The sequence below is a fragment of the Bradyrhizobium rifense genome (assembly GCF_008123425.1).
Lineage (GTDB): Bacteria > Pseudomonadota > Alphaproteobacteria > Rhizobiales > Xanthobacteraceae > Bradyrhizobium > Bradyrhizobium rifense.
On record NZ_VSSS01000013.1, the window covers coordinates 223,574 to 243,161 of the forward strand.

18 protein-coding genes and 1 pseudogene are annotated in these 19,588 nt (G+C 63.5%); 10 read left to right on the plus strand and 9 right to left on the minus strand.

Annotated elements, in window-relative coordinates; genetic code table 11:
- Positions 1-97: 97 nt before the first annotated feature.
- The 5 genes from FXB40_RS06950 to tolA are packed head-to-tail and all read left to right on the plus strand — an operon-like array spanning position 98 to position 5,613.
- Complete coding sequence (locus tag FXB40_RS06950) at positions 98-2,656, plus strand: TonB-dependent receptor (RefSeq protein ID WP_148771454.1); 2,559 nt, start codon at positions 98-100, stop codon at positions 2,654-2,656.
- 20 nt (positions 2,657-2,676) lie between these two features.
- Positions 2,677-3,366 (plus strand): Fe2+-dependent dioxygenase, encoded by a 690-nt coding sequence (locus FXB40_RS06955; RefSeq protein ID WP_148771455.1) that lies wholly within the window; start codon positions 2,677-2,679, stop codon positions 3,364-3,366.
- On the plus strand, positions 3,363-4,331 hold the full coding sequence (gene exbB / locus FXB40_RS06960) for a tonB-system energizer ExbB (protein WP_148771456.1): 969 nt from the start codon (positions 3,363-3,365) through the stop codon (positions 4,329-4,331). The genes FXB40_RS06955 and exbB overlap by 4 nt, the downstream gene beginning before the upstream one ends.
- Before the next feature lie 3 nt (positions 4,332-4,334).
- On the plus strand, positions 4,335-4,796 hold the full coding sequence (exbD, locus tag FXB40_RS06965) for a TonB system transport protein ExbD (RefSeq protein WP_148771457.1): 462 nt from the start codon (positions 4,335-4,337) through the stop codon (positions 4,794-4,796).
- Positions 4,797-4,806: 10 nt separating this feature from the next.
- Complete coding sequence (gene tolA / locus FXB40_RS06970; protein ID WP_148771458.1) at positions 4,807-5,613, plus strand: cell envelope integrity protein TolA; 807 nt, start codon at positions 4,807-4,809, stop codon at positions 5,611-5,613.
- An 11-nt stretch (positions 5,614-5,624) separates the two neighbouring features.
- Here the strand turns inward: tolA and FXB40_RS06975 are convergent, their stop codons facing one another.
- The 3 genes from FXB40_RS06975 to FXB40_RS50315 all read right to left on the minus strand — a co-directional run bounded on the left by FXB40_RS06975 (position 5,625) and on the right by FXB40_RS50315 (position 7,740).
- Complete coding sequence (locus FXB40_RS06975) at positions 5,625-6,047, minus strand: hypothetical protein (protein ID WP_148771520.1); 423 nt, start codon at positions 6,045-6,047, stop codon at positions 5,625-5,627.
- 79 nt (positions 6,048-6,126) lie between these two features.
- Positions 6,127-6,807 carry a site-2 protease family protein gene (locus FXB40_RS06980; protein WP_148771459.1) on the minus strand — a complete coding sequence of 227 codons (681 nt, stop codon included), beginning with the start codon at positions 6,805-6,807 and terminating at the stop codon, positions 6,127-6,129.
- 63 nt (positions 6,808-6,870) lie between these two features.
- Positions 6,871-7,740 (minus strand): LysR family transcriptional regulator, encoded by an 870-nt coding sequence (locus FXB40_RS50315; RefSeq protein ID WP_430646754.1) that lies wholly within the window; start codon positions 7,738-7,740, stop codon positions 6,871-6,873.
- A 91-nt stretch (positions 7,741-7,831) separates the two neighbouring features.
- Here FXB40_RS50315 and FXB40_RS06990 point away from each other — a divergent pair.
- A pseudogene (locus tag FXB40_RS06990) lies at positions 7,832-8,742 on the plus strand (DMT family transporter).
- A 2-nt stretch (positions 8,743-8,744) separates the two neighbouring features.
- On the opposite strand, the gene FXB40_RS06995 reads toward FXB40_RS06990, so the two are convergent.
- From FXB40_RS06995 to gntR, 6 genes are all read right to left on the minus strand, one after another.
- Positions 8,745-9,137 carry a GFA family protein gene (locus tag FXB40_RS06995; protein WP_148771460.1) on the minus strand — a complete coding sequence of 131 codons (393 nt, stop codon included), beginning with the start codon at positions 9,135-9,137 and terminating at the stop codon, positions 8,745-8,747.
- Between the two features lie 3 nt (positions 9,138-9,140).
- Positions 9,141-10,298, minus strand: coding sequence for a serine hydrolase domain-containing protein (locus FXB40_RS07000; protein ID WP_148771461.1), 1,158 nt, complete (start codon positions 10,296-10,298; stop codon positions 9,141-9,143).
- Between the two features lie 27 nt (positions 10,299-10,325).
- A complete protein-coding gene (locus FXB40_RS07005) occupies positions 10,326-11,072 on the minus strand; it encodes an SDR family NAD(P)-dependent oxidoreductase (RefSeq protein ID WP_148771462.1) in 747 nt (248 codons plus the stop codon).
- A 16-nt stretch (positions 11,073-11,088) separates the two neighbouring features.
- Complete coding sequence (locus FXB40_RS07010; protein ID WP_187436706.1) at positions 11,089-11,820, minus strand: SDR family oxidoreductase; 732 nt, start codon at positions 11,818-11,820, stop codon at positions 11,089-11,091.
- 160 nt (positions 11,821-11,980) lie between these two features.
- Complete coding sequence (locus FXB40_RS07015) at positions 11,981-13,810, minus strand: IlvD/Edd family dehydratase (RefSeq protein ID WP_148771464.1); 1,830 nt, start codon at positions 13,808-13,810, stop codon at positions 11,981-11,983.
- Positions 13,811-13,937: 127 nt separating this feature from the next.
- Positions 13,938-15,035: an HTH-type transcriptional regulator GntR gene (gene gntR, locus FXB40_RS07020; protein WP_148771465.1), complete on the minus strand. Its 1,098-nt coding sequence runs from the start codon at positions 15,033-15,035 to the stop codon at positions 13,938-13,940.
- A 205-nt stretch (positions 15,036-15,240) separates the two neighbouring features.
- Between gntR and FXB40_RS07025 the strand changes: the two genes are divergently transcribed.
- The 4 genes from FXB40_RS07025 (at position 15,241) to FXB40_RS07040 (ending at position 19,566) form a co-directional block, all read left to right on the plus strand.
- A complete protein-coding gene (locus FXB40_RS07025; protein WP_148771466.1) occupies positions 15,241-16,302 on the plus strand; it encodes an ABC transporter ATP-binding protein in 1,062 nt (353 codons plus the stop codon).
- Between the two features lie 57 nt (positions 16,303-16,359).
- A complete protein-coding gene (locus FXB40_RS07030) occupies positions 16,360-17,673 on the plus strand; it encodes an ABC transporter substrate-binding protein (RefSeq protein ID WP_148771467.1) in 1,314 nt (437 codons plus the stop codon).
- A 67-nt stretch (positions 17,674-17,740) separates the two neighbouring features.
- Positions 17,741-18,688 (plus strand): carbohydrate ABC transporter permease, encoded by a 948-nt coding sequence (locus FXB40_RS07035; protein ID WP_148771468.1) that lies wholly within the window; start codon positions 17,741-17,743, stop codon positions 18,686-18,688.
- Positions 18,689-18,690: 2 nt separating this feature from the next.
- Positions 18,691-19,566 carry a carbohydrate ABC transporter permease gene (locus tag FXB40_RS07040; protein ID WP_148771469.1) on the plus strand — a complete coding sequence of 292 codons (876 nt, stop codon included), beginning with the start codon at positions 18,691-18,693 and terminating at the stop codon, positions 19,564-19,566.
- Positions 19,567-19,588: the final 22 nt, after the last annotated feature.

Sequence of the window (19,588 nt, forward strand, 5' to 3'; positions counted from 1 at the left end):
AGTGATCGCGTTGACCCCCATAAGCACGCCCGATAGCACCAATGCGTCGCGTTGTCGCAACGCGAGTGTTGGAAGCAGAAGCACAGTGGGGCGTGTGATGGGCGTTACAAGAACACCGCGATCGTTGCGTTCGGTCGCGGTTCGGAAATCATTTGGCAGCAATCTCGATGGCGCGACCGGCAAGACCGTATCTGCCGTTGCGAGCCTGATTGCGGTCGCGTCCGTCTCGACCGGCGCGCAGGCACAACAATCGACTTTGCCGCCCGTGAACGTCGATGCGCCCAAGGAACGTCCGCGCTCCACCGCCGCGAAGCCGACGCCCGAGCAGACCCGCGCCCGGAACGCGCTGCGCCGTGCCGCACAGCGTCAGCAGGCCGCGCAGGCGCCGGTCGCCAACCCGGCCCCCGGTGCTCCCGACCGCAATCCCTATGCGGATCCCGCCGCGCCATACAAGGTCGATCACATGCAGGCCTCCGGAAAATTCCCGGAGAAGCTGGTCGATACGCCGCGATCGGTGACGGTGCTGTCGAAGGAGGTGCTGGAGGACAAGGGCGCCACGTCGTTGAAGCAGGCGATCCTGAGCACCGCCGGCGTTACGCTCGGCACCGGTGAGGGCGGCAATGCCTTCGGCGACCGCTTCTTCATTCGCGGCTTCGACGCGCGCAACGACATCTTCATCGACGGCATGCGCGATGCCGGTGTCAGCGTCCGAGAGAACTTCTTCACCGAGCAGGTCGAGATTCTGCGCGGCCCGGCGTCGTCTTTCGCGGGCCGCGGCACGGCGGGTGGTGCGATCAACATCGTCACCAAGCAGGCGACGACGGAGAAGAGCTTCTACAACATGGACACCACGTTTGGCACCGACCAGACCAAGCGTGTCACGCTGGACGTCAACCAGGTCGTCGATCCGACATTCGCAATTCGCGCCGTCGGCCTGTTCCAGGATGCAAAGGTCGCCGGCCGCGACAGGGTTACCGACAACCGCGACGGTGCTTTCGTGGCCACCACCTGGAAGCCGACCGACGCGATCAAGATCACGAGCAACTACATCCATACCGAATTGACCGGCATGCCGGATTTTGGCGTGCCGTACTATCGGCCGAGCCCGACGTCGACCTCCGGTGGTCCGTTCCCGGACTTTGGCGTCAACCGCAACAATTTCTACGGCTTCGTCAACCGCGACTTCTATAGAACCGGCCAGGACATCGGCACGGTCAATGCCGAGGTCCAGATCACGCCCGACCTGATGCTCAGCAACAAGATCCGGGAATCGCACTCGACGCAGAACTATATAGGCACGCTTCCGGAGTCACCGACGCTGGCTGCCGGAGCTCCGTTCACGGCCTATACGCTCACGGCCAATCCGCAGAGCCGCTACCAGGCCACCGACGTGTTCGCCAACCAGACCGAGGCGACCTACAAGTTCAACGATGTTGCCGGCTTCAAGCACACCCTGCTTGCCGGCATCGAATATGACAGGGAACGATCGTCGATCGATAGCTATACGGGTCTTAGCTCCGAGATTACGACTGGGACGACGCCCTTCACCGGCGGAGGATCGACGTCCGGCGTCAGCGTCTTTTATCCGCAAGCCACCGACAATCCGTTCCCGATCCCGGGAGGCCTCACCGGTAAGCCAACCAAGATCGGCATCGACACCACCAGCGGGTACGTCGTTGATTCCGCCAACTACCGCGATTTGCTGATCCTCAACGGCGGTTTTCGCTACGACGACTACAACATCAAGACATCCGGATTCTCGGCGACCGGCGCCCCCGGTCAACAGTCGGCTGAATTCCTGATCCCGAGCTTCAATCTCGGGCTCACGCTGAAGCCTTTGCCGAACGGCAGCGTCTACGTGGCCTATGCCACGTCTTCGAATCCCGTCGGCGCCGAATTCGACGGCACCAGCACGGCCTATGGCGGCATCAATCCCACCTTGGCTGGCGGTAACGCCCAGATATTCGGGCCTGAGAAGAACAAGGCGATCGAACTCGGTACGAAGTGGGAGCTGTTCGACCGTCACTTGCTGGTGACGGCGGCGCTGTTCCAGACCGAGAAAGAAAACGCGCGTGAGGCGCAGAATGTCGGCAGCGTGGCTGCCGCGACACCGCTTGGCTGCACGTACGCTCCTGTGGCTCCCGCAACGACCGTGTCGTGCATCACGGCGGGCGCAGCCTACCGCATCCGCGGTATCGATCTCGGCGTGGGCGGCAACATCACCGACAAGTGGAGCCTGTCCGGCGGCCTCGTGTTGATGCAGTCGGAAGTGACCAAGTCGCTGGCGCCGTCGGCCAATATTGCGCTTTATCCGACGAATGTCGGGCGGCCGCTCGCCAACATCGCGCATCAGTCGTTCAGCCTGCTCTCGAAATACCAGTTCAACGATATCTGGGAGCTGGGTGGGCAGGCGGTGTACCGTTCGCAAATCTATGGCGGTACCTTGCTCGCGGCCAACCAGGGTACGTCGATCCCGGGCTATTGGCGCTTTGACGCGTTCACGGAAGCGAAGATCAACAAGAACTGGCGGTTGAAGTTGGCCGTGAACAATATCTTCGACAAGCGCTACTATGACGCGCTGTATCAGAGCGCTGCGCCCTTCGTGCTCGAAGCACCGGGACGAGCCGCTTATCTGACGATCTCGGCGCGCTACTGATGGAGAGATAACGAGGTGCCATGCTGACATGCATAGACGGTGTCCTGAGCAAGGAAGATGTGGCGGAGTTCCGCCGCATCATGGACGCCAGCGAATGGGAAGACGGCCGTTCCACCGCTGGCGCGCAGTCAGCAATGGTCAAGCGCAACGAGCAGTTGCCGCCGGATAGCGAGGTCGCGCGCAAGCTCGGCCATCGCATCATCTCGGCGCTAACGGCGAACCCGCGATTTCTGGCAGCCGCGATCCCGCTCCAGATCTTCCCGCCGCTGTTCAACCGCTATGCGGCGGACAGCGGCCACCATTTCGGCCTGCATGTCGACAACGCGATCCGCGGCGACCGGCTGACGGGCCTTCGCATCCGCACGGATCTGTCGGTCACGCTGTTCCTGAGCGAGCCCGAGGATTACGACGGTGGCGAACTTGTGATCGAGGACACCTACGGATCCCACGAAGTCAAGTTGCCAGCCGGGGACTGCGTGCTCTATCCCTCGACCAGCCTGCATCTGGTCACCCCGGTGACCAGGGGGGCGCGGGTTGCGTCTTTCTTCTGGCTTCAGAGCATGATACGGGACGATCAAGCTCGCAGCATGATCTTTGACCTCGACACCGCCATTCAGGCGCTGGTGGCACGGCTCGGGCGTGACGATCCCGAAACGGTCAAATTGACGGGTATCTATCACAACCTCATTCGCACCTGGGCCGAAGTATGAAGATCACATCTTTCCAAGCAAGCCTCGCCGCAGCCGTGCTGCTGGCAGCCACCTGGCTCGCAGCTCCTGTCTCTGCCCAGACACAAACCCAGCCCGCGGCGCCGGCCCGGCCCGTTGCGGCACCGGCACAAGTGGCGGCTCAGCCGGCTCCGGCTGCTCCCACAGTCGCGGCGCAGCCTGCGGCTCCCGCAGCTGCTGCGCCCAGCGCGCCGGCGACCGAGGCTGCTGTGGCTCCGGCATCCGACGCTGCCCCGAAGGCCGGCATCGCGCCGGCCATGAAGGAATTGTCGCCCTGGGTGATGTTCATGTCGGCGGACATCATCGTAAAGGCGGTGATGATCGGGCTTGCGTTTGCATCGCTCATGACCTGGACGGTCCTCATCGCCAAGTCGATCGAGCTGTCGGTCGCATCCGGCAGCCTGCGTTCGGCGCTGAAGAAGATCGCCGAGGCGCGCTCGCTCGCGGAGGCGCAAATGGCGCTGGGCGCCAAGTCTGGTATCCTTCCGTCATTCTTGGCGGCGGCGTTGCGCGAAGCGCGAATGTCGGCTGGCCTGTCCAGCGACACCGGCATCAAGGAGCGCGCTGCCTCGAGCTTTGCGGAGATCACGCGGGCGGAGGCGCGGCGCATCCGCATCGGCATGGGTGTGCTCGCGACCATCGGCTCGACGTCACCCTTCGTTGGCCTGTTCGGCACGGTGTGGGGCATCATGAACAGCTTCATCGGCATCTCGAAGTCGCAGACCACCAACCTCGCGGTGGTCGCCCCCGGCATCGCCGAGGCGTTGCTCGCCACGGCAATCGGTCTCGTCGCGGCGATCCCTGCCGTCATCATCTACAATCACTTCTCCCGCGTGACGAAGAGCTATCTCGAGCTCGTCAGCCGCGCCTCGGGTGCGGCGGCCCGGCTGTTGTCGCGCGACCTCGATCGCAGCCACGGCAGCGCGCATTCGCGCGCGGCGGAGTAGGCCATGGCTGTTTCGCTCACAGACAACGATGACGACGACGACTTCTCGGAAACGCATGACATCAACGTCACGCCGTTCATCGACGTCATCCTGGTGCTTCTGATCATCTTCATGGTCGCGGCACCGCTGTCGACGGTCGATCTGCCGATCGACCTGCCGACCTCGAGCGCGATGCCGCAGAAGAAGCCGGACAAGCCGACCTATGTCAGCATCAAGCCCGATCTGACGCTCGCGATCGGGGAAAATGCAGTCAAGCGCACCGAGCTGATCAGCTCGCTCGATGCGATGGCCGACATGGCCAAGGACAAATACGTGTTCCTGCGCGCCGACCGCGCCGTGCCCTATGGCGAGCTGATGGGCGTCATGGAAATCCTCCGTTCCGGCGGCTACTCTCGGATCAAGCTGGTGGCGCTGGAAGCGCCTCCCGCGGCGGCTGCGCCGTCGCCGGATGCAGCAAAACCCTGACGGCGGCGCGATGTCCGATCCTGTTCTCGAGGTGAAACGATCCAAGCTGTGGCTCCTGGCCGTGCTGTGGATCCTGGCCGGAACGGCCGCACTTGGGCTGCATCTTGGCGGTGCCGCATGGGCGTTGTCGCATTTGCAGACTGACGATGGAGACGACGGCCTCGGCGCCAACGGCGCCGAATACGCCGTCGAAATGACCTCGCCGAAGCTTCCCGAGACGGATCTTCCGCCTGGGCCGGATAGCGAAGCCTCGCAGTTCCGGCCGCAGCAGATGCAGCAGCAGGCCGAGGTCAAGGAGACCGATCTTCCGAAGGAAATACCTCAGGAAGCCGAAGACCCGGACCGCCTCGTCACCGAAAACGACTCCAAGAAGCCGGTCGAGGACACCACGAAGGTAGCCAAGGTCGAAACCCAGGCGGTCGAGGAGATGCCGAACGCCCAGGAATCAGCGAGGCAGGCGCTGAACGAAGACGCGCGCGAGGACGAGAAGGCGGCTGCACCCAACCAGGGCATCGGCAAGGACATCCGCAAGCTGACGGCCGAATGGGGCAAGCGGATCAGCGCCTATTTCGAGCTGCACAAGCGCTATCCCAAGGACAAGAGCTCGACGACGACGGTCAAGCTCAGCCTGGTCCTGAATCGCCGCGGCAATGTCGTGTCCGTCGACGTGGCCGAGTCCTCGGGCGATCCCGCCTTCGACAGCGCGGCGATCTCCATGGTGCGCCGCTCGGATCCCGTGCCGGTTCCGCCGGCCGAACTGACGGACGATCAGTTCTCCTTCAGCCTGCCGGTGAATTTCAAGAAGCCGCCGAAATAACCGGGCGGCCGTCAGCGCCAGTAGAACTTGATCGAGACGTAGACCACGACCAGGCAGGCGAAGATCAGCGCCACCGGGAGGGGACGCTTCTCGGTTCCACCAAACATCGTCGCCCCGAACATGGCGGCCTTCTTCGGCTTGGGGGCCGGGCGCCGGAATGCGGTAACATTGTCCGCCACCGGCTCGGCCGGCCGCGTGCGGACGTCGGGCGGGTTCCCGACGCCGCCCATCTCCAGATAATAGGATTTGTAGACCTCGGCGATCGTGGCCTCGGCTGCCTCGCCCTCGCTTATCCGCTCCAGGAGCCTCTTGTAGCCGTCGAGGAAGCCCTGTGCGTCCGGAGGCAGCGCCGACAACCCATTCAGCTTGGCCATCATCTTCCAGGTGGCGAAATCGGCGCGGGCACGGGTGTCGGCGCGTCGCGCGATCAGCATATCGGCAGCTTTGACCAAGTTGGCCTCTAGCCCTTCGGCTTTGTCTTCAAGTGCAGGATCTAAAATCGTACGGCTTCAACTACGCATTGCCGGTCAGCAAGAGAACAGCTTGAATCACATAACCGGTCAACGTTCGCAGTATTGCTGAAATAACATCAAGATTTAGACCGAACTGGGAACCCACCAGCGGCAGCAGGATCAGGAGCGCGATCAGGATCATCATGCCGTACGGCTCGAGCCGCGAGAGGGGCAGGGCGAGCGGCCGGGGCAACAGCCCGACCGCGACCCGTCCGCCGTCGAGCGGCGGGATCGGCATCATGTTGAAGACCGCCAGCACGGCGTTGATCAGCAGCGCATTCTTCAGGTTGTCGAAGATCCATTGCGCCGAACTCGCAGGTGCCCAGGGCAGGGCATGGAGGGCGAGCCCCGCGACGAGCGCCAGCAGGATGTTGGTGACGGGGCCGGCGAGGGCGACCCAGACCATGTCGAGCCTGGGATTCTTGAGATTGCGATAATTCACGGGGACCGGCTTGGCATAGCCGAACAGGAACGGCGAATGCGCAAACAGCATCATCGCCGGCAGGATCAGCGTGCCGAACGGATCGATGTGCCGGAGTGGGTTGAAGCTGACGCGGCCGAGCTGGAAGGCCGTGTTGTCGCCGAGACGGTGCGCCACGAAGCCGTGCGCGGCCTCGTGGAAGGTGATGGCGAGCAGCACCGGGAGCACCCACACCGAGAGGTCGTAGTAGGAAATGTTCACGTCGCATCTCGCCAGTTTTGCCTGTCGCCTTGCAGACGACCAAACCGGCGGTGCAGCAACGCTTCAGTCAACATAGGGTGGCCGGTTCCGAAATGCCACGCTGCAAATGATCGGCAAGCAGCGCCGCCGGGCGCGACAGGTTGCGTGCGCGATGGAGGCGGATGTCCGCCATGGGCAGCGGCGGCAGGCCGTCGCGGGCGCATAGAGGGCGCAGGCGGGGCGGCAGGATGCCGGCCTTGACCACAGTGACCGCAAGGCCCTCCGCCGCGATCGATTCCACCGCCGCCAGGGTCCGGCTGACAAAGGCGAGCCGCCACGGCCGGCCGGCGCGATCGAGGGCCTCCGCGGCCCATTGGCGAAACAGGCAGCCAGGCGGATAGAGCGCGACGGGCAGGGTCGCCTCTGCGGTGGCGTGGCAAGCGGCGGCGGCCGCCCAGACGGCCTGCTCGCGCCGCAACAGCTCGCGTCGCCGCGCCCTTGCGGATGCATGGCGATAACGAGGTCATAGGCCTCACCGAGCCGGGCCGGCATCGTCGCGGTCAGCCCGGTCTCGATCTCGACCCGCACCGTCGGATGCTCCCTGGCAAAGCTCGCCAGCAGGGGCGGAATGACGATCGTCCCGTAATCGTCCATCACGCCGAGGCGGATGACGGCCTCCGCCTTGCGTGCGCGCAACGCGCCGACTGCTTCTGCATGCAGAGCTAGGATGCGCTGCGCATAGGCCAGCAGCTCATGGCCCGCGGCGGTCGGCACGACGCCGGTCCGGTCGCGCTGAAACAGTTTTGTAGCGAGCCGTTCCTCGAGGCGCCTGACCTGCACGCTCACGGCCGACTGGGTCCGGTTGAGCCGATCCGCCGCGCGCGTGAACGAGCCATGCTCGGCGACGGCGAGAAAGGCCTTGAGCAGATCGGGATCGAGGTCGGGCGCGGTCATGACGAAACGTTATCCCAACATGACGGAAATTCCATTCTCAGTTTCGGCAAGGCCCGTATGCTGTCCGTCAATGCGCTCGAGGGGAGGGCTTGTGGGCGAGATTTTTGGCGTTCTGGCTGCGGTGCTGTCGAGTGGGTTGGGCGGCACCTCGATCGGCGCCACGCGCTATCTCGTTGGTAGCGTCGATCCGCTGGCGATCGGCTCGTTCCGGTTCGGGATCGGCTGTCTCCTGCTGCTGCCGTTGACATGGCTGCGTGGCGATCGCCGGCCGGGGCGAGGCGACTGGGCTGCGACAATCGGGCTCGGCATCCTGTTTTTTGCGCTGTTTCCGATCCTGTTCAATGCATCGCTGATCTTCACGACAGCCGCGCGCGGCGCGCTCGCGCTGTCGACGCTGCCGCTGTTGACGCTCGTGATCGGCGCCGCGCTCGGCACCGAGGCCCTGAGCTGGCGCAAATCGATCGGCGTCGTGGTGGCAACGCTCGGCGTTGCCGTCGCGCTGCTCACCGACCTCGGTTGGCGCCATCAGGCGCCTGGCGCGGCGATCTCCTGATGGTGGCGGCTGCGCTGTGCATGGCGCTGTACGGCATCTGGTCGAAGCCGCTGATCCGGCGCTCTAGCCCGATCGCCTTCACGACCATGAGCATGGCAGCGGGCGCCGCCTGCCTCATCGTGCTCTCATGCCTTCGTGGCAGCTTCGCGCCCATCGCAAATTTCGGCGCGCCGCAATGGCTCGCGGCGCTCTATCTCGGCGCCTTCGGCGCGGCACTGACCTTCTATCTCTGGGCCTTCGCGCTGGAGCGGACCACACCGACGCGTGTGGCGATCTCGGTGACGGTCAATCCGATCACGGCCTCCCTGGTCGGCGCATGGCTGCTGAATGAGCCATTGCGCTGGAATCTCGCGGCCGGCATCGTCGCGGTGTTCGCCGGGATCTGGTTGGCCACGACGGCAGGACGGCGCGTTCAGGCCACCAGCATCACCGTTTCAAACCAGCTCTGACCTTACGTCGGGATCGTCGTCTCATACTGCCGCAGGCCGTCGTCGAGCTTCAGCCAGGCGAGCTTTTCCGAGACCCAGATGTGCTCGGTCGGCGCGAAGGCATTGCGGTCGTCGAAGGTCGTGAGCGCCACGCCCGCCAGCGTGCCGTTGCGGCGCCAGGAAAACAGCCGCGTGCCGCAATTCTTGCAGAATACGCGATCGATATTCTCGGACGATGCATAGCGGCCGGTGTCACCCTCGACGGTCAGCGCTTTCTGGTCGAACTGGGCGCGGGCGAAGTAGGGCGAGCCCATCGCCTTCTGGCACATGCGGCAATGGCAGATGCGTACGTTCAGCGGCTCGCCCTCCGCCTTGAACCGCACCGCGCCGCACAGGCATCCACCTTCCCTGATCATGGCTCAGGCCACCCGCCATTCGCTGACCTGGCGCGCCATGTTCCAGTTGAGCTCATCGAGTTCGTCATCCATCTTGGTATTCGGCCGGCTCACATTGGTGAAGGCGGCCCAGCAGAAGCCGCTATGGGTTCTGACCGCAATGGTGCTGGTGCCGGGCAGGCTGCCATTATGCCACCAATTGCCCGACTTGTTGATGCAAAAACCCTTGGCGTAGTCCGGGCTGTAGCTGGGCGCTGTCGTCATGACCTCGATGCTGCGCGGCCGCAGAATGTTCGCTGGCCGGGCATAGCCGTCGACATGCATCAGGAATTGCACGAGGTCCGTCGGTGTCGCGATCCAGCCACCATGGGAATCCATCCGCCGGACATTCATCTCGTAGGGACTTTCGACCTTGCAGTAATAGGCGACTTCGCCGGCCTGGCGCTGGTCGCTTGTATTGCCGGCGATCGTCATGTCGGTGACGCCGCAACGGCCGAGGACCTCGGCGCGGACGTGCTCGGCGTAGCGCTGGCCGGTGAGCTTCTCGATGACGCGGCCCAGCACGCAATAGCCGAAATTGGAGTAGGCGTAGTGTTGCCCCGGCGGACGGTCCAGCGGCCGGTTCGCCAACGTCCAGGTGATGAGCTGCGCGTGGTCCATGTGCGGATGCGTGAACATGGGATCGCGGTTGTCGTTGGTCCAGCCGCCGCCGGTATGCGTCAGGAGATGCTCGAGCGTGATCTGATCGATGCCGGGCGAATAGGGCGGCGCGCCGTAGTCGGTGCCGAGCAGCGCACCGGGGCCGAACACGCGGTCGGTGAGCTTGACGCGGTTCTCCTCGATCAGCCGAAACAGCGTCACCGAGGTGATCATCTTGCTGACGCTGGCGATGCGAAACAGATGCTGCGGCGTCGCTGCTTCATTCTGCTCGCGATCGGCAACGCCAAAGGCGGCCTGATGGACGATCGCTCCCGCATAGCCGATCGCAAAGGAGAGCGCCGGCACCTCGAATTTGTCCATGAAGGTCTGCGCGAGCCGGCCCATCGCCGTGCGCTCGGCCGGGGAGGGCGGGCGGATGCTCGGCGGGTTGGGCGCGAGCTGCGCCAGCGCACCGCGCGAAAGCAAAGGCAGCGCGCCCGCGCCCGCTGCAAGTTTCACAAAATCCCGACGCCCAAGCTGCATGGTCCGCCCCCTCGGGCGGCCAATGCTTCAGTAGGTCGCCCGTCCCCCGGAAATATCAAAGACCGCGCCGGTGGAGAAGGCACAATCTTCGGATGCAAGCCACGCGGCCATCGCAGCGAGCTCTTCCACCAGCACGAAACGCGCTTTGGGGATTTTCGACAGCATGAAATCGATATGCTGCTGCGTCATCTGGTCGAAGATCGCCGTCTTCGCCGCCGCGGGCGTCACCGCGTTCACGAGAATGTCATGGGCGGCGAGCTCCTTGCCGAGCGACTTCGTCAGCGCGATCAGGCCGGCCTTGGACGCCGAATAGTGCGATGCGTTCGGGTTGCCTTCCTTGCCGGCGATCGAGGCGATGTTCACGATCCGCCCGTATTTCTGCTTGAGCATTGTCGGCACGATGGCCTTGCAGACGATGAAGGGGCCGTCGAGGTTGATGCGCAGCACCTTGCGCCATTCCTCGAGATCGGTCTCCCAGACCGGCTTGTTGACGCCGGCGATGCCGGCATTGTTGACGAGGATGTCGATCTTGCCGAAGGCGGCGAGCGTGGCATCGCGCGCCTGCTCGACGCCTGCGGTGTCGGTGACGTCGACCTTGAAGACGCGGGCGTTGTCGCCGATTTCCTTCGCCGTCTTCTCGGCCAGCGCCGAGTCAAAATCCCAGATCGCGACCTTGGCGCCGGAGGCGACGAAGCGCTCTGCGATGGCGCGGCCAAAACCCTGCGCGCCGCCGGTGACGACAGCGACGCGGCCGTTGAGATCGATCTTGTTCATGCCGGGGCCTTTGGCGTCAGAGCATGTAGCCGCCGTCGACGACGAGGTCGACGCCGGTGGTGAACGCGCTCTCATCGCTGCCGAGATAGATCGCCATGTTGGCGATTTCGTCGGCGGTGCCGAGCCGGCCCATCTTCTGGCGGGAGACGAACATCTCCTTACCCTGCGGCCCCTGGGCTGCGGCGCGATCGAGCATCGAGGGGGTCTCGACCGTGCCGGGGCAGATCGAGTTGCAGCGGATGCCCTTGGTGATGAAGTCGAGCGCGACGGCGCGGGTCAGCAGCGACACCGCGGCCTTCGACGAGCTGTAGACGTAGCGGTTCGCCGGCGGCCGCAGCGCCGCGCAGGAGGAGATATTGACGATGCTGCCGCCACCGCCGCCGAGCATGTCGGGCAGGAATGCCCTGATGGTCCGGTGCATCGACTTGACGTTGAGGTCGAACGAGAAATCAAAATCCTCTTCCGAGCACTCCAGGATGGTGCCGTGATGCACGAAGCCGGCGGCGTTGAGCAGGATGTCGATCTTGCCGATGCGCTTGGCGAAGGCGTTGACGTCGGCGGTGTTGCGCACGTCGAGCTTTGCGACCTCGGCTATGCCTTCCTTGGTCAGGCCCGCGATGCCGGCCCCGTTGATGTCGGTGGCGATGACGGTTGCGCCTTCACGCGCGAATGCGAGAGCGCATGCGCGCCCGATGCCTGCGGCTGCAGCCGTGATGACGGCGCGCTTACCCTTGAGGCGGTCTGCCATGTTGTTCTCCCTTGTGTTCATTCGAATGCCAACCCCACGTCATTGCGAGGAGCCCGCGACAAAATTGCAAGGCAATTTTGCGCTGGTGCGACGAAGCAATCCAGACTGTCTCCGCGGACATATCTCTGGATTGCTTCGCTTCGCTCGCAATGACGCGTGGTTAGTGATTATCCCGCGCCACACCAAAGGTGCCGGCGACGTTCTGGTAGCGCGTGGCGAGCTCCATGCAGGCGCCGGTCGACTGCTGGCCGACGGTGTTGCGATAGATCTCCTGCCAGGGCGTCTGGTTCGGCGGATGCTTGAAGCCGCCATTGGCCTTCAACTCGGCGTGGCGCTTCTTCACCTCGTCGTCCGAGATCAGGATGTTGGCGCTGCCCTTGTTGAGGTCGACGCGCACCTTGTCGCCGGTCTTGAGGATCGCGAGCCCGCCATTGGCGGCGGCCTCTGGCGAGGCATTGAGGATTGACGGCGAGCCCGAGGTGCCTGACTGGCGGCCGTCGCCGATGCAGGGCAGGGACAGGATGCCGCGTTTGATCAGGGCAGTCGGCGGCTGCATGTTCACGACCTCGGCGCCGCCGGGATAGCCGATTGGGCCGGTGCCGCGGATGAACAGCACGCAGTGCTCGTCGATGTCGAGCGACGCATCGTCGATCCGCGCGTGATAATCCTCCGGGCCCTCGAACACGATGGCGCGGCCCTCGAAGGCGTTGAGGTCCTTCGGGTTGCTAAGATAGCGGTCGCGGAATTCCTTGGAGATCACGGAGGTCTTCATGATCGCGGAGTCGAACAGATTGCCCTTCAGCACCAGGAAGCCGGCGTCCTTCACCAGCGGCTTGTCGTAGGCCCGGATCACGTCGTTGTCGGGCGTGGGCGCATCCTTGCAGTTCTCGCCGATGCCGCGGCCGTTCACCGTGACAGCGTCCTCATGGATGCGCTTGTGCTTCATCAATTCGCGCACCACGGCCGGCACGCCGCCGGCGCGATGGAATTCCTCGCCGAGATAGAAGCCGGCCGGCTGCATGTTCACCAGCAGCGGCACGTCGTGGCCGAATTTCTGCCAATCGTCGATCGACAGCTCCACGCCGATATGGCGGGCCAGCGCGTTGATGTGGATCGGCGCGTTGGTCGAGCCGCCGATCGCCGAATTGATGACGATGCAGTTCTCGAAGGCCTTGCGGGTCAGGATGTCCGACGGCTTGAGGTCTTCCCAGACCATCTCGACGGCGCGCTTGCCGGTCTCGTAGGCGATCTGGCCGCGCTCGCGGTAGGGGGCGGGGATGGCCGCGCAGCCCGGCAGCGAGAAGCCGAGCGCTTCGGCAAGCCCGTTCATGGTCGACGCCGTGCCCATGGTGTTGCAATGGCCGACCGAGGGCGCCGAGGACGCCACGATCTCCATGAACTCGTCATAGTCGATCTCGCCCGCGGCGAGCCGCTCGCGCGACTTCCAGACGATGGTGCCGGAGCCGGTACGCTCGCCATTGTGCCAGCCATTGAGCATCGGTCCGCCCGACAGCACGATCGCGGGCAGGTTCACGGTCGCCGCCGCCATCATGCAGGCCGGGGTGGTCTTGTCGCAGCCGGTGGTCAGCACCACGCCGTCGAGCGGATAACCGTAGAGGATCTCGACCAGGCCGAGATAAGCGAGGTTGCGGTCGAGCGCCGCGGTCGGGCGCTTGCCGGTCTCCTGGATCGGATGGGTCGGGAATTCCATCGCAATGCCGCCGGCCTCGCGGATGCCTTCGCGAACGCGGTGGGCGAGCTCGATGTGGTGGCGGTTGCAGGGCGAGAGGTCGTTGCCGGTTTGCGCAATGCCGATGATCGGCTTGCCGGACTGCAGCTCGGCACGGGTAAGGCCGAAATTCAAATAGCGCTCCAGATAGAGCGCGGTCATGCCCGGATTGTGCGGGTTGTTGAACCATTCCTGCGAGCGAAGGTGGCGGCGGGTGCCGTTACCGGCGGGCGCATGCCCATTGGTTGGCTTTTTTGTCATTGGATTCTCCTTCAATGCAAACGCACGGGCCGACATCCGGGATGCCGATCGGTGCGATGCCCGGCAGCGCGAGCATGTAACAACGGCCCGCCTGCTGGCGATCGTTTCCTCATAGCAGCGATACTAATCATGGGTCGTTGGTAACGCTATCATTTTGTACGGCTGGCGCCCATTCCGGCGCGCGCGGGCTGGCTGCGGCGCGCTGCATCTGCGAACTCTGCCGCTCGATCACGGTAAAGCCGAGATCGAGCACGGGCTCTTCGGGACGCTTGCCCTCGATCGCCTCGATCAACATCGCGGCAGCAGCGCTGCCCATTTCGTAACGGTTGGTCCGCACGCTCGTCAGCGTCGGCACCGAGGAGGCCATGAATTCGAGGTCGTTGAAGCCGACGATCGCGATCTGCTCGGGGACCGCGATCTCCCGGCGCCGGCATTCGAACAGAACGCCGAGCGCGAGGTCGTCATTGGCGCAGAACACCGAGTCGATGCCGGACTCGCGCGCGAGCAGATCGGCGAACAGCGCGCCGCCGAGCGTCACCGAGGTTGGCGTCGCCGTCGTCACGATCAGTCTTTGGTCGAACAGGCCAGCGTCCTTCATGGCCGCGACATAGCCGTCGAGCCGGCGCTGCACCCGCGGGTCCATGCGTGCGCCGACGAAGCCGATCTTGCGGTGGCCCTGCGCGAACAAATGAGCAATCGCCGCGCGCGCTGCATCATAATGGGAAAAGCCGATCATCATGTCGACCGGGTTGGGCCCGATCTCCATGATCTGCACGATCGGGCAGTCGGCCGCCTCCAGCATCGCGCGCGATTCCGTGGTCTGGTCGATGCCTGTGACGATCAGTCCCGCCGGCTTCTGCGCCAGAAAGATGCGCAGCAGCTTCTCCTCCTGGAGAATGGAGTAGCGTGTGTTGGACAACTGGATCGAGTAGGGGCTGCTCTCGAAAGCGTCATAGATGCCGCGCAGCACGTCGGAGAACACATTGTTGGTCAGTGACGGAATCAAGACACCGATCACCTCGGTGCGCTGCGAGGCCAGCGCGCGTGCCGCAAGGTTAGGCACATAGCCGAGCTCCTGGGCCGCGCTTTCGACCCGCGTCCGCTTGGCGACCGACAGCGCCTCGGGATTGCGGAAGAAACGGGACGCCGTAATCGGGCTGACGCCGGCGAGCTCGGCGACTTCCGCCAACCGAATCTTGCCGGACTTGGTGCGCTTTCGACCCATTTGTTGCTCTTAACACAGCCACTCCCGCAAACAAAGGATCGTTGACAGCGCTACCAGCAACGACTAACCAAAGACAAATTGCCAAAGCCGCACAAACTGCCGACAATGTCGCCTGTTAAGAGAGGCTTCGGGTCGGCGAAGTTCAGAAAAAACAAGACGGTGGCGGCGCCACAGTTGCGTCGTCTCAGTCGGAGGAGGGAGCTAGATGTCGTCTGTGCAAATCCGCGACGTGCGGAAATCGTTCGGCAATTTTGAAGTCCTGCACGGCGTCTCGATTCCGATCGAGGATGGCCAGTTCGTCGTTCTGGTTGGCCCCTCCGGCTGCGGCAAGTCGACGCTTCTGCGCATGCTCGCAGGCCTCGAGAACATCACCTCCGGCACGATCTCGATCGGCGACCGCGTCGTCAACAATATCCAGCCCAAGGAGCGGGATATTGCGATGGTGTTCCAGAACTACGCGCTATACCCGCACATGACGGTCGGCGAAAACATGGGCTTCTCGCTGAAGCTGCGCAACGCCGGCTCCGACGAGATCAACAAGCGCGTCAAGCGCGCCGCCGAAATTCTCGCGCTGACGCCGTTGCTCGAGCGCTACCCGCGCCAACTCTCCGGCGGCCAGCGCCAGCGCGTCGCCATGGGCCGCGCCATCGTGCGCGATCCCCAAGTGTTCCTGTTCGACGAGCCCTTGTCGAACCTCGACGCCAAGCTGCGCGTCGCCATGCGCACCGAGATCAAGGAGCTGCACCAGCGGCTCAAGACCACGACCGTCTACGTCACCCACGACCAGATCGAGGCCATGACCATGGCCGACAAGATCGTCGTGATGCATGACGGCATCGTCGAGCAGATGGGCACGCCGCTCGAGCTCTATGACAAGCCGGAAAACCAGTTCGTCGCCGGCTTCATCGGCTCGCCTGCGATGAACTTCCTGAAGGGGCATGTCCGCGTCAATGGCGTTGCGACCTTCGAGGGACCGAACGGCGTCAAGCTGCCGCTCAAGAACGCGCCGGCTAACTCGGATGGCAAGCCCGTGGTCTATGGCGTCCGTCCCGAGCATTTCACCATTGCCGACGACGGTGCCGACGCCGAGATCGTCGTGGTCGAGCCGACCGGCTCGGAGACGCAGGTGTTTGCGAAGGTCGGTGGCGAGCAGGTCGTCGCGGTCTTCCGCGAGCGTCACACGTTCAAGCCGGGCGACAAGGTCAAGCTGAAGCCTGACCCGTCACTGGTTCATTTATTTGACGAGGCGACGGGTAAACGCATGTAGCGGCGTTTCGTGACGTAAGACGACCAATTACAAAGATAAAAAATCAGGGAGAGAACGATGAGCCATTTCGACAGGCGTAGTGTGCTTAAAGCCAGCCTGGGCGGCGCAGCTTTGCTCGCCGGCCCGGGTATCGTCCCGGTGCGTGCTGCAGAGTGGACCAACACGCCGGAGCCGAATGCTTCCATTCGCGTGCTGCGCTGGAAGCAGTTCATCCAGGCCGAGTTCGACAAATTCGCCGAGCAGACCAAGAAGTTCTCCGAAAAGACCGGCATCAAGGTGAAGCTTGAAGCCGAGAGCTGGGAAGACATCCGCCCGAAGGCCGCGGTCGCCGCCAATGTCGGCGCGGGCCCTGATCTGATCGTCGGCACGCTCGACGATCCCTTCAAATTCCCCGAGAAGCTGATCGACGTGACCGACGTCGCCGACTATCTCGGCAAGCAGTATGGCGGCTGGTATCCGGTCGCAGAGCGCTACGGCAAGAAGGGCAACAACTGGATCGCCATTCCGCAAGGCGCGACCGGCGGCTGTCTGAATTACCGCATCAGCCACGTGAAGGCCGCGGGCTTCGACGAATTCCCCAAGGACACCGACGGCTTCCTCAAGCTGTGCCAGGCTCTGAAGAAGAACAACACGCCGGCCGGCTTTGCGCTCGGCCATGCCACGGGCGATGCCAACGGCTGGTGCCAGTGGGCGCTGTGGGCGTTCGGCGGCAAGGTCGTCAATGACAAGAACGAGGTCGTGATCGACTCGCCGGAGACGATTGCCGCGCTCGAATACGTCAAGCAGCTCTATGCGACGTTCATTCCGGGCGTGCTGTCGTGGAACGACTCGAACAACAACAAGGCGTTTCTGAACGGCGAACTCAGCCTGACCCTGAACGGCATCTCGATCTGGACTGTCGGCAAGAACTCCACCGATCCCAAGCAGCAGGAGATCGCCAAGGACATGAACCACGCGCCGATGCCGATCGGTCCGGTGGGCGTGTCGACCGAGCAGCAGAACGTCCTGGTCTACTACGGCTACAAGCACTCGAAGTATCCGAAGGCGGTCAAGGAATACATCAAGTTCATGATGGACAAGGAGAACTACGACGCGTGGGAAGTCGCCTCCAACGGCTACGTCTCGCCGCCGCTCCCGGCCTACAACGACAACCCGGTCTGGACCTCCGATCCCAAGATCACGCCGTATCGCGACTGTCTGAAGCGCTGCCGCGACAACGGCTATGCCGGCGATCTCGGCTACGCCTCGGCCGCCGTCATGGGCGACTTCGTCGTGGTCGACATGTTCGCGGAAGCCGCCTCCGGACAGGCGACGCCGAAGGAAGCTGCGGCGCGTGCAGCGGAGCGCGCCAAGCGCTACTATCAGGTCTGATCAGCCACAAGCGGCGGCGTCCGGTTTGCTGGGCGCCGCCGTTGTCGTTCTTTGAGGGGAATCCGACATGGCCGTTATCGCCGAGCCCGTTGCTGCAGAGATCAAGCGCAGCAGTTTGTGGAGCAGGGCGTTCGAAAGCCGAAATTTTCTCGGCGCCATGTTTATGGTGCCGGCGATCGCCATCCTGATCCTGTTTCTGGCTTATCCACTGTTGCTGGGCCTGTGGCTCGGCATGACCGATACCAAGATCGGGGGCGTCGGCCGTTACATCGGCTTCGCAAACTTCGTCTCGCTGGCGAAGGACTCCGTGTTCTGGCTCTCGGTGTTCAACACCATTTTCTACACGGTGGCCGCCAGCGTCGTGAAATTCGCCATCGGCCTTTACCTGGCGCTGCTGCTCAATGAGCGGCTGCCGTTCAAGTCGATGATCCGGGCGATCGTGCTGTTGCCCTTCGTGGTGCCGACCGTGCTGTCGGCGATCGCATTCTGGTGGATCTATGACAGCCAGTTCTCGATCATCTCCTGGGTGCTGATCAAGGCCGGCCTGATCACGCGCTACATCGACTTCCTCGGCGATCCCTGGAACGCGCGCTGGTCGGTGGTCGTCGCCAACATCTGGCGCGGCGTGCCCTTCGTCGCGATCACGCTGCTCGCGGGATTGCAGACCATCTCGCCCTCGCTCTACGAGGCCGCCAATCTCGACGGCGCCACCAATCTGCAGCGCTTCCGCCACATCACGTTGCCGATGCTGTCGCCGATCATCGCTGTCGTGATGACGTTCTCGGTGCTGATGACCTTCACCGATTTCCAGCTGATCTACACCATTACGCGCGGCGGACCGATCAACGCCACGCATCTGATGGCGACGCTGTCGTTCCAGCGCGCGATCACCGGCGGCAATCTCGGCGAGGGCGCAGCGATCTCGAACGCGATGATCCCGTTCCTGGTTGCGGCGATCCTGTTGAGCTTCTTCGGGCTTCAGCGCTCCCGCTGGCAGCAGGGCGGAAGGGACTGACCATGAGCACCGCGGACGACCAAACCGTCGGAATGGACTACCTGGAAAGTTTTCCGCGGAAGTTTCTCCGCGTCTACCTTCCGCTCGGCCTGATCATGGTCTTCCTGTTGTTCCCGTTCTATTGGATGACGGTCGCGACCTTCAAGCCGGACGCGGAAATGTACGACTACGAGAAGTACAATCCGTTCTGGATCGTGCATCCGACGTTCGAGCACATCACAAAACTGTTCTTCGAGACCGATTATCCGCTGTGGATGTGGAACACCGTCATCGTCTCGGTGTCCTCGACCTTCATCTCGCTGTTCGCCAGCGTCTGCGCGGCCTATGCGATTGAACGTCTGCGCTACAAGGGCTCGCGCTATGTCGGCCTTGCGATCTTCCTCGGCTATCTCGTCCCGCCCTCGATCCTGTTCATTCCGCTGGCCGCGATCGTGTTCCAGCTCGGCCTGTTCGACGGCAATCTGGCGCTGATCCTGACCTATCCGACCTTCCTGATCCCGTTCTGCACCTGGCTCCTGATGGGCTATTTCCGCACGATTCCTTACGAGCTGGAGGAATGCGCGCTGATCGACGGGGCGACGCGGCTCCAGATCCTGACCAAGATCACGCTGCCGCTATCGCTGCCGGGGGTGATCTCGGCGGGCATCTTCGCCTTCACGTTGTCCTGGAACGAGTTCATCTACGCGCTGACCTTCATCTCCTCGTCGGAGAACAAGACGATTCCGGTCGGCGCCATCACCGAACTCGTCAATGGCGACGTCTACCATTGGGGCGCCCTGATGGCGGCGGCCCTGACCGGCTCGGTCCCCGTAGTTATCCTTTATTCCTTCTTCGTAGAGTACTATGTGTCGGCGATGACCGGCGCCGTGAAGGAATGATCGCGGGGCCTGCCTGAGAACG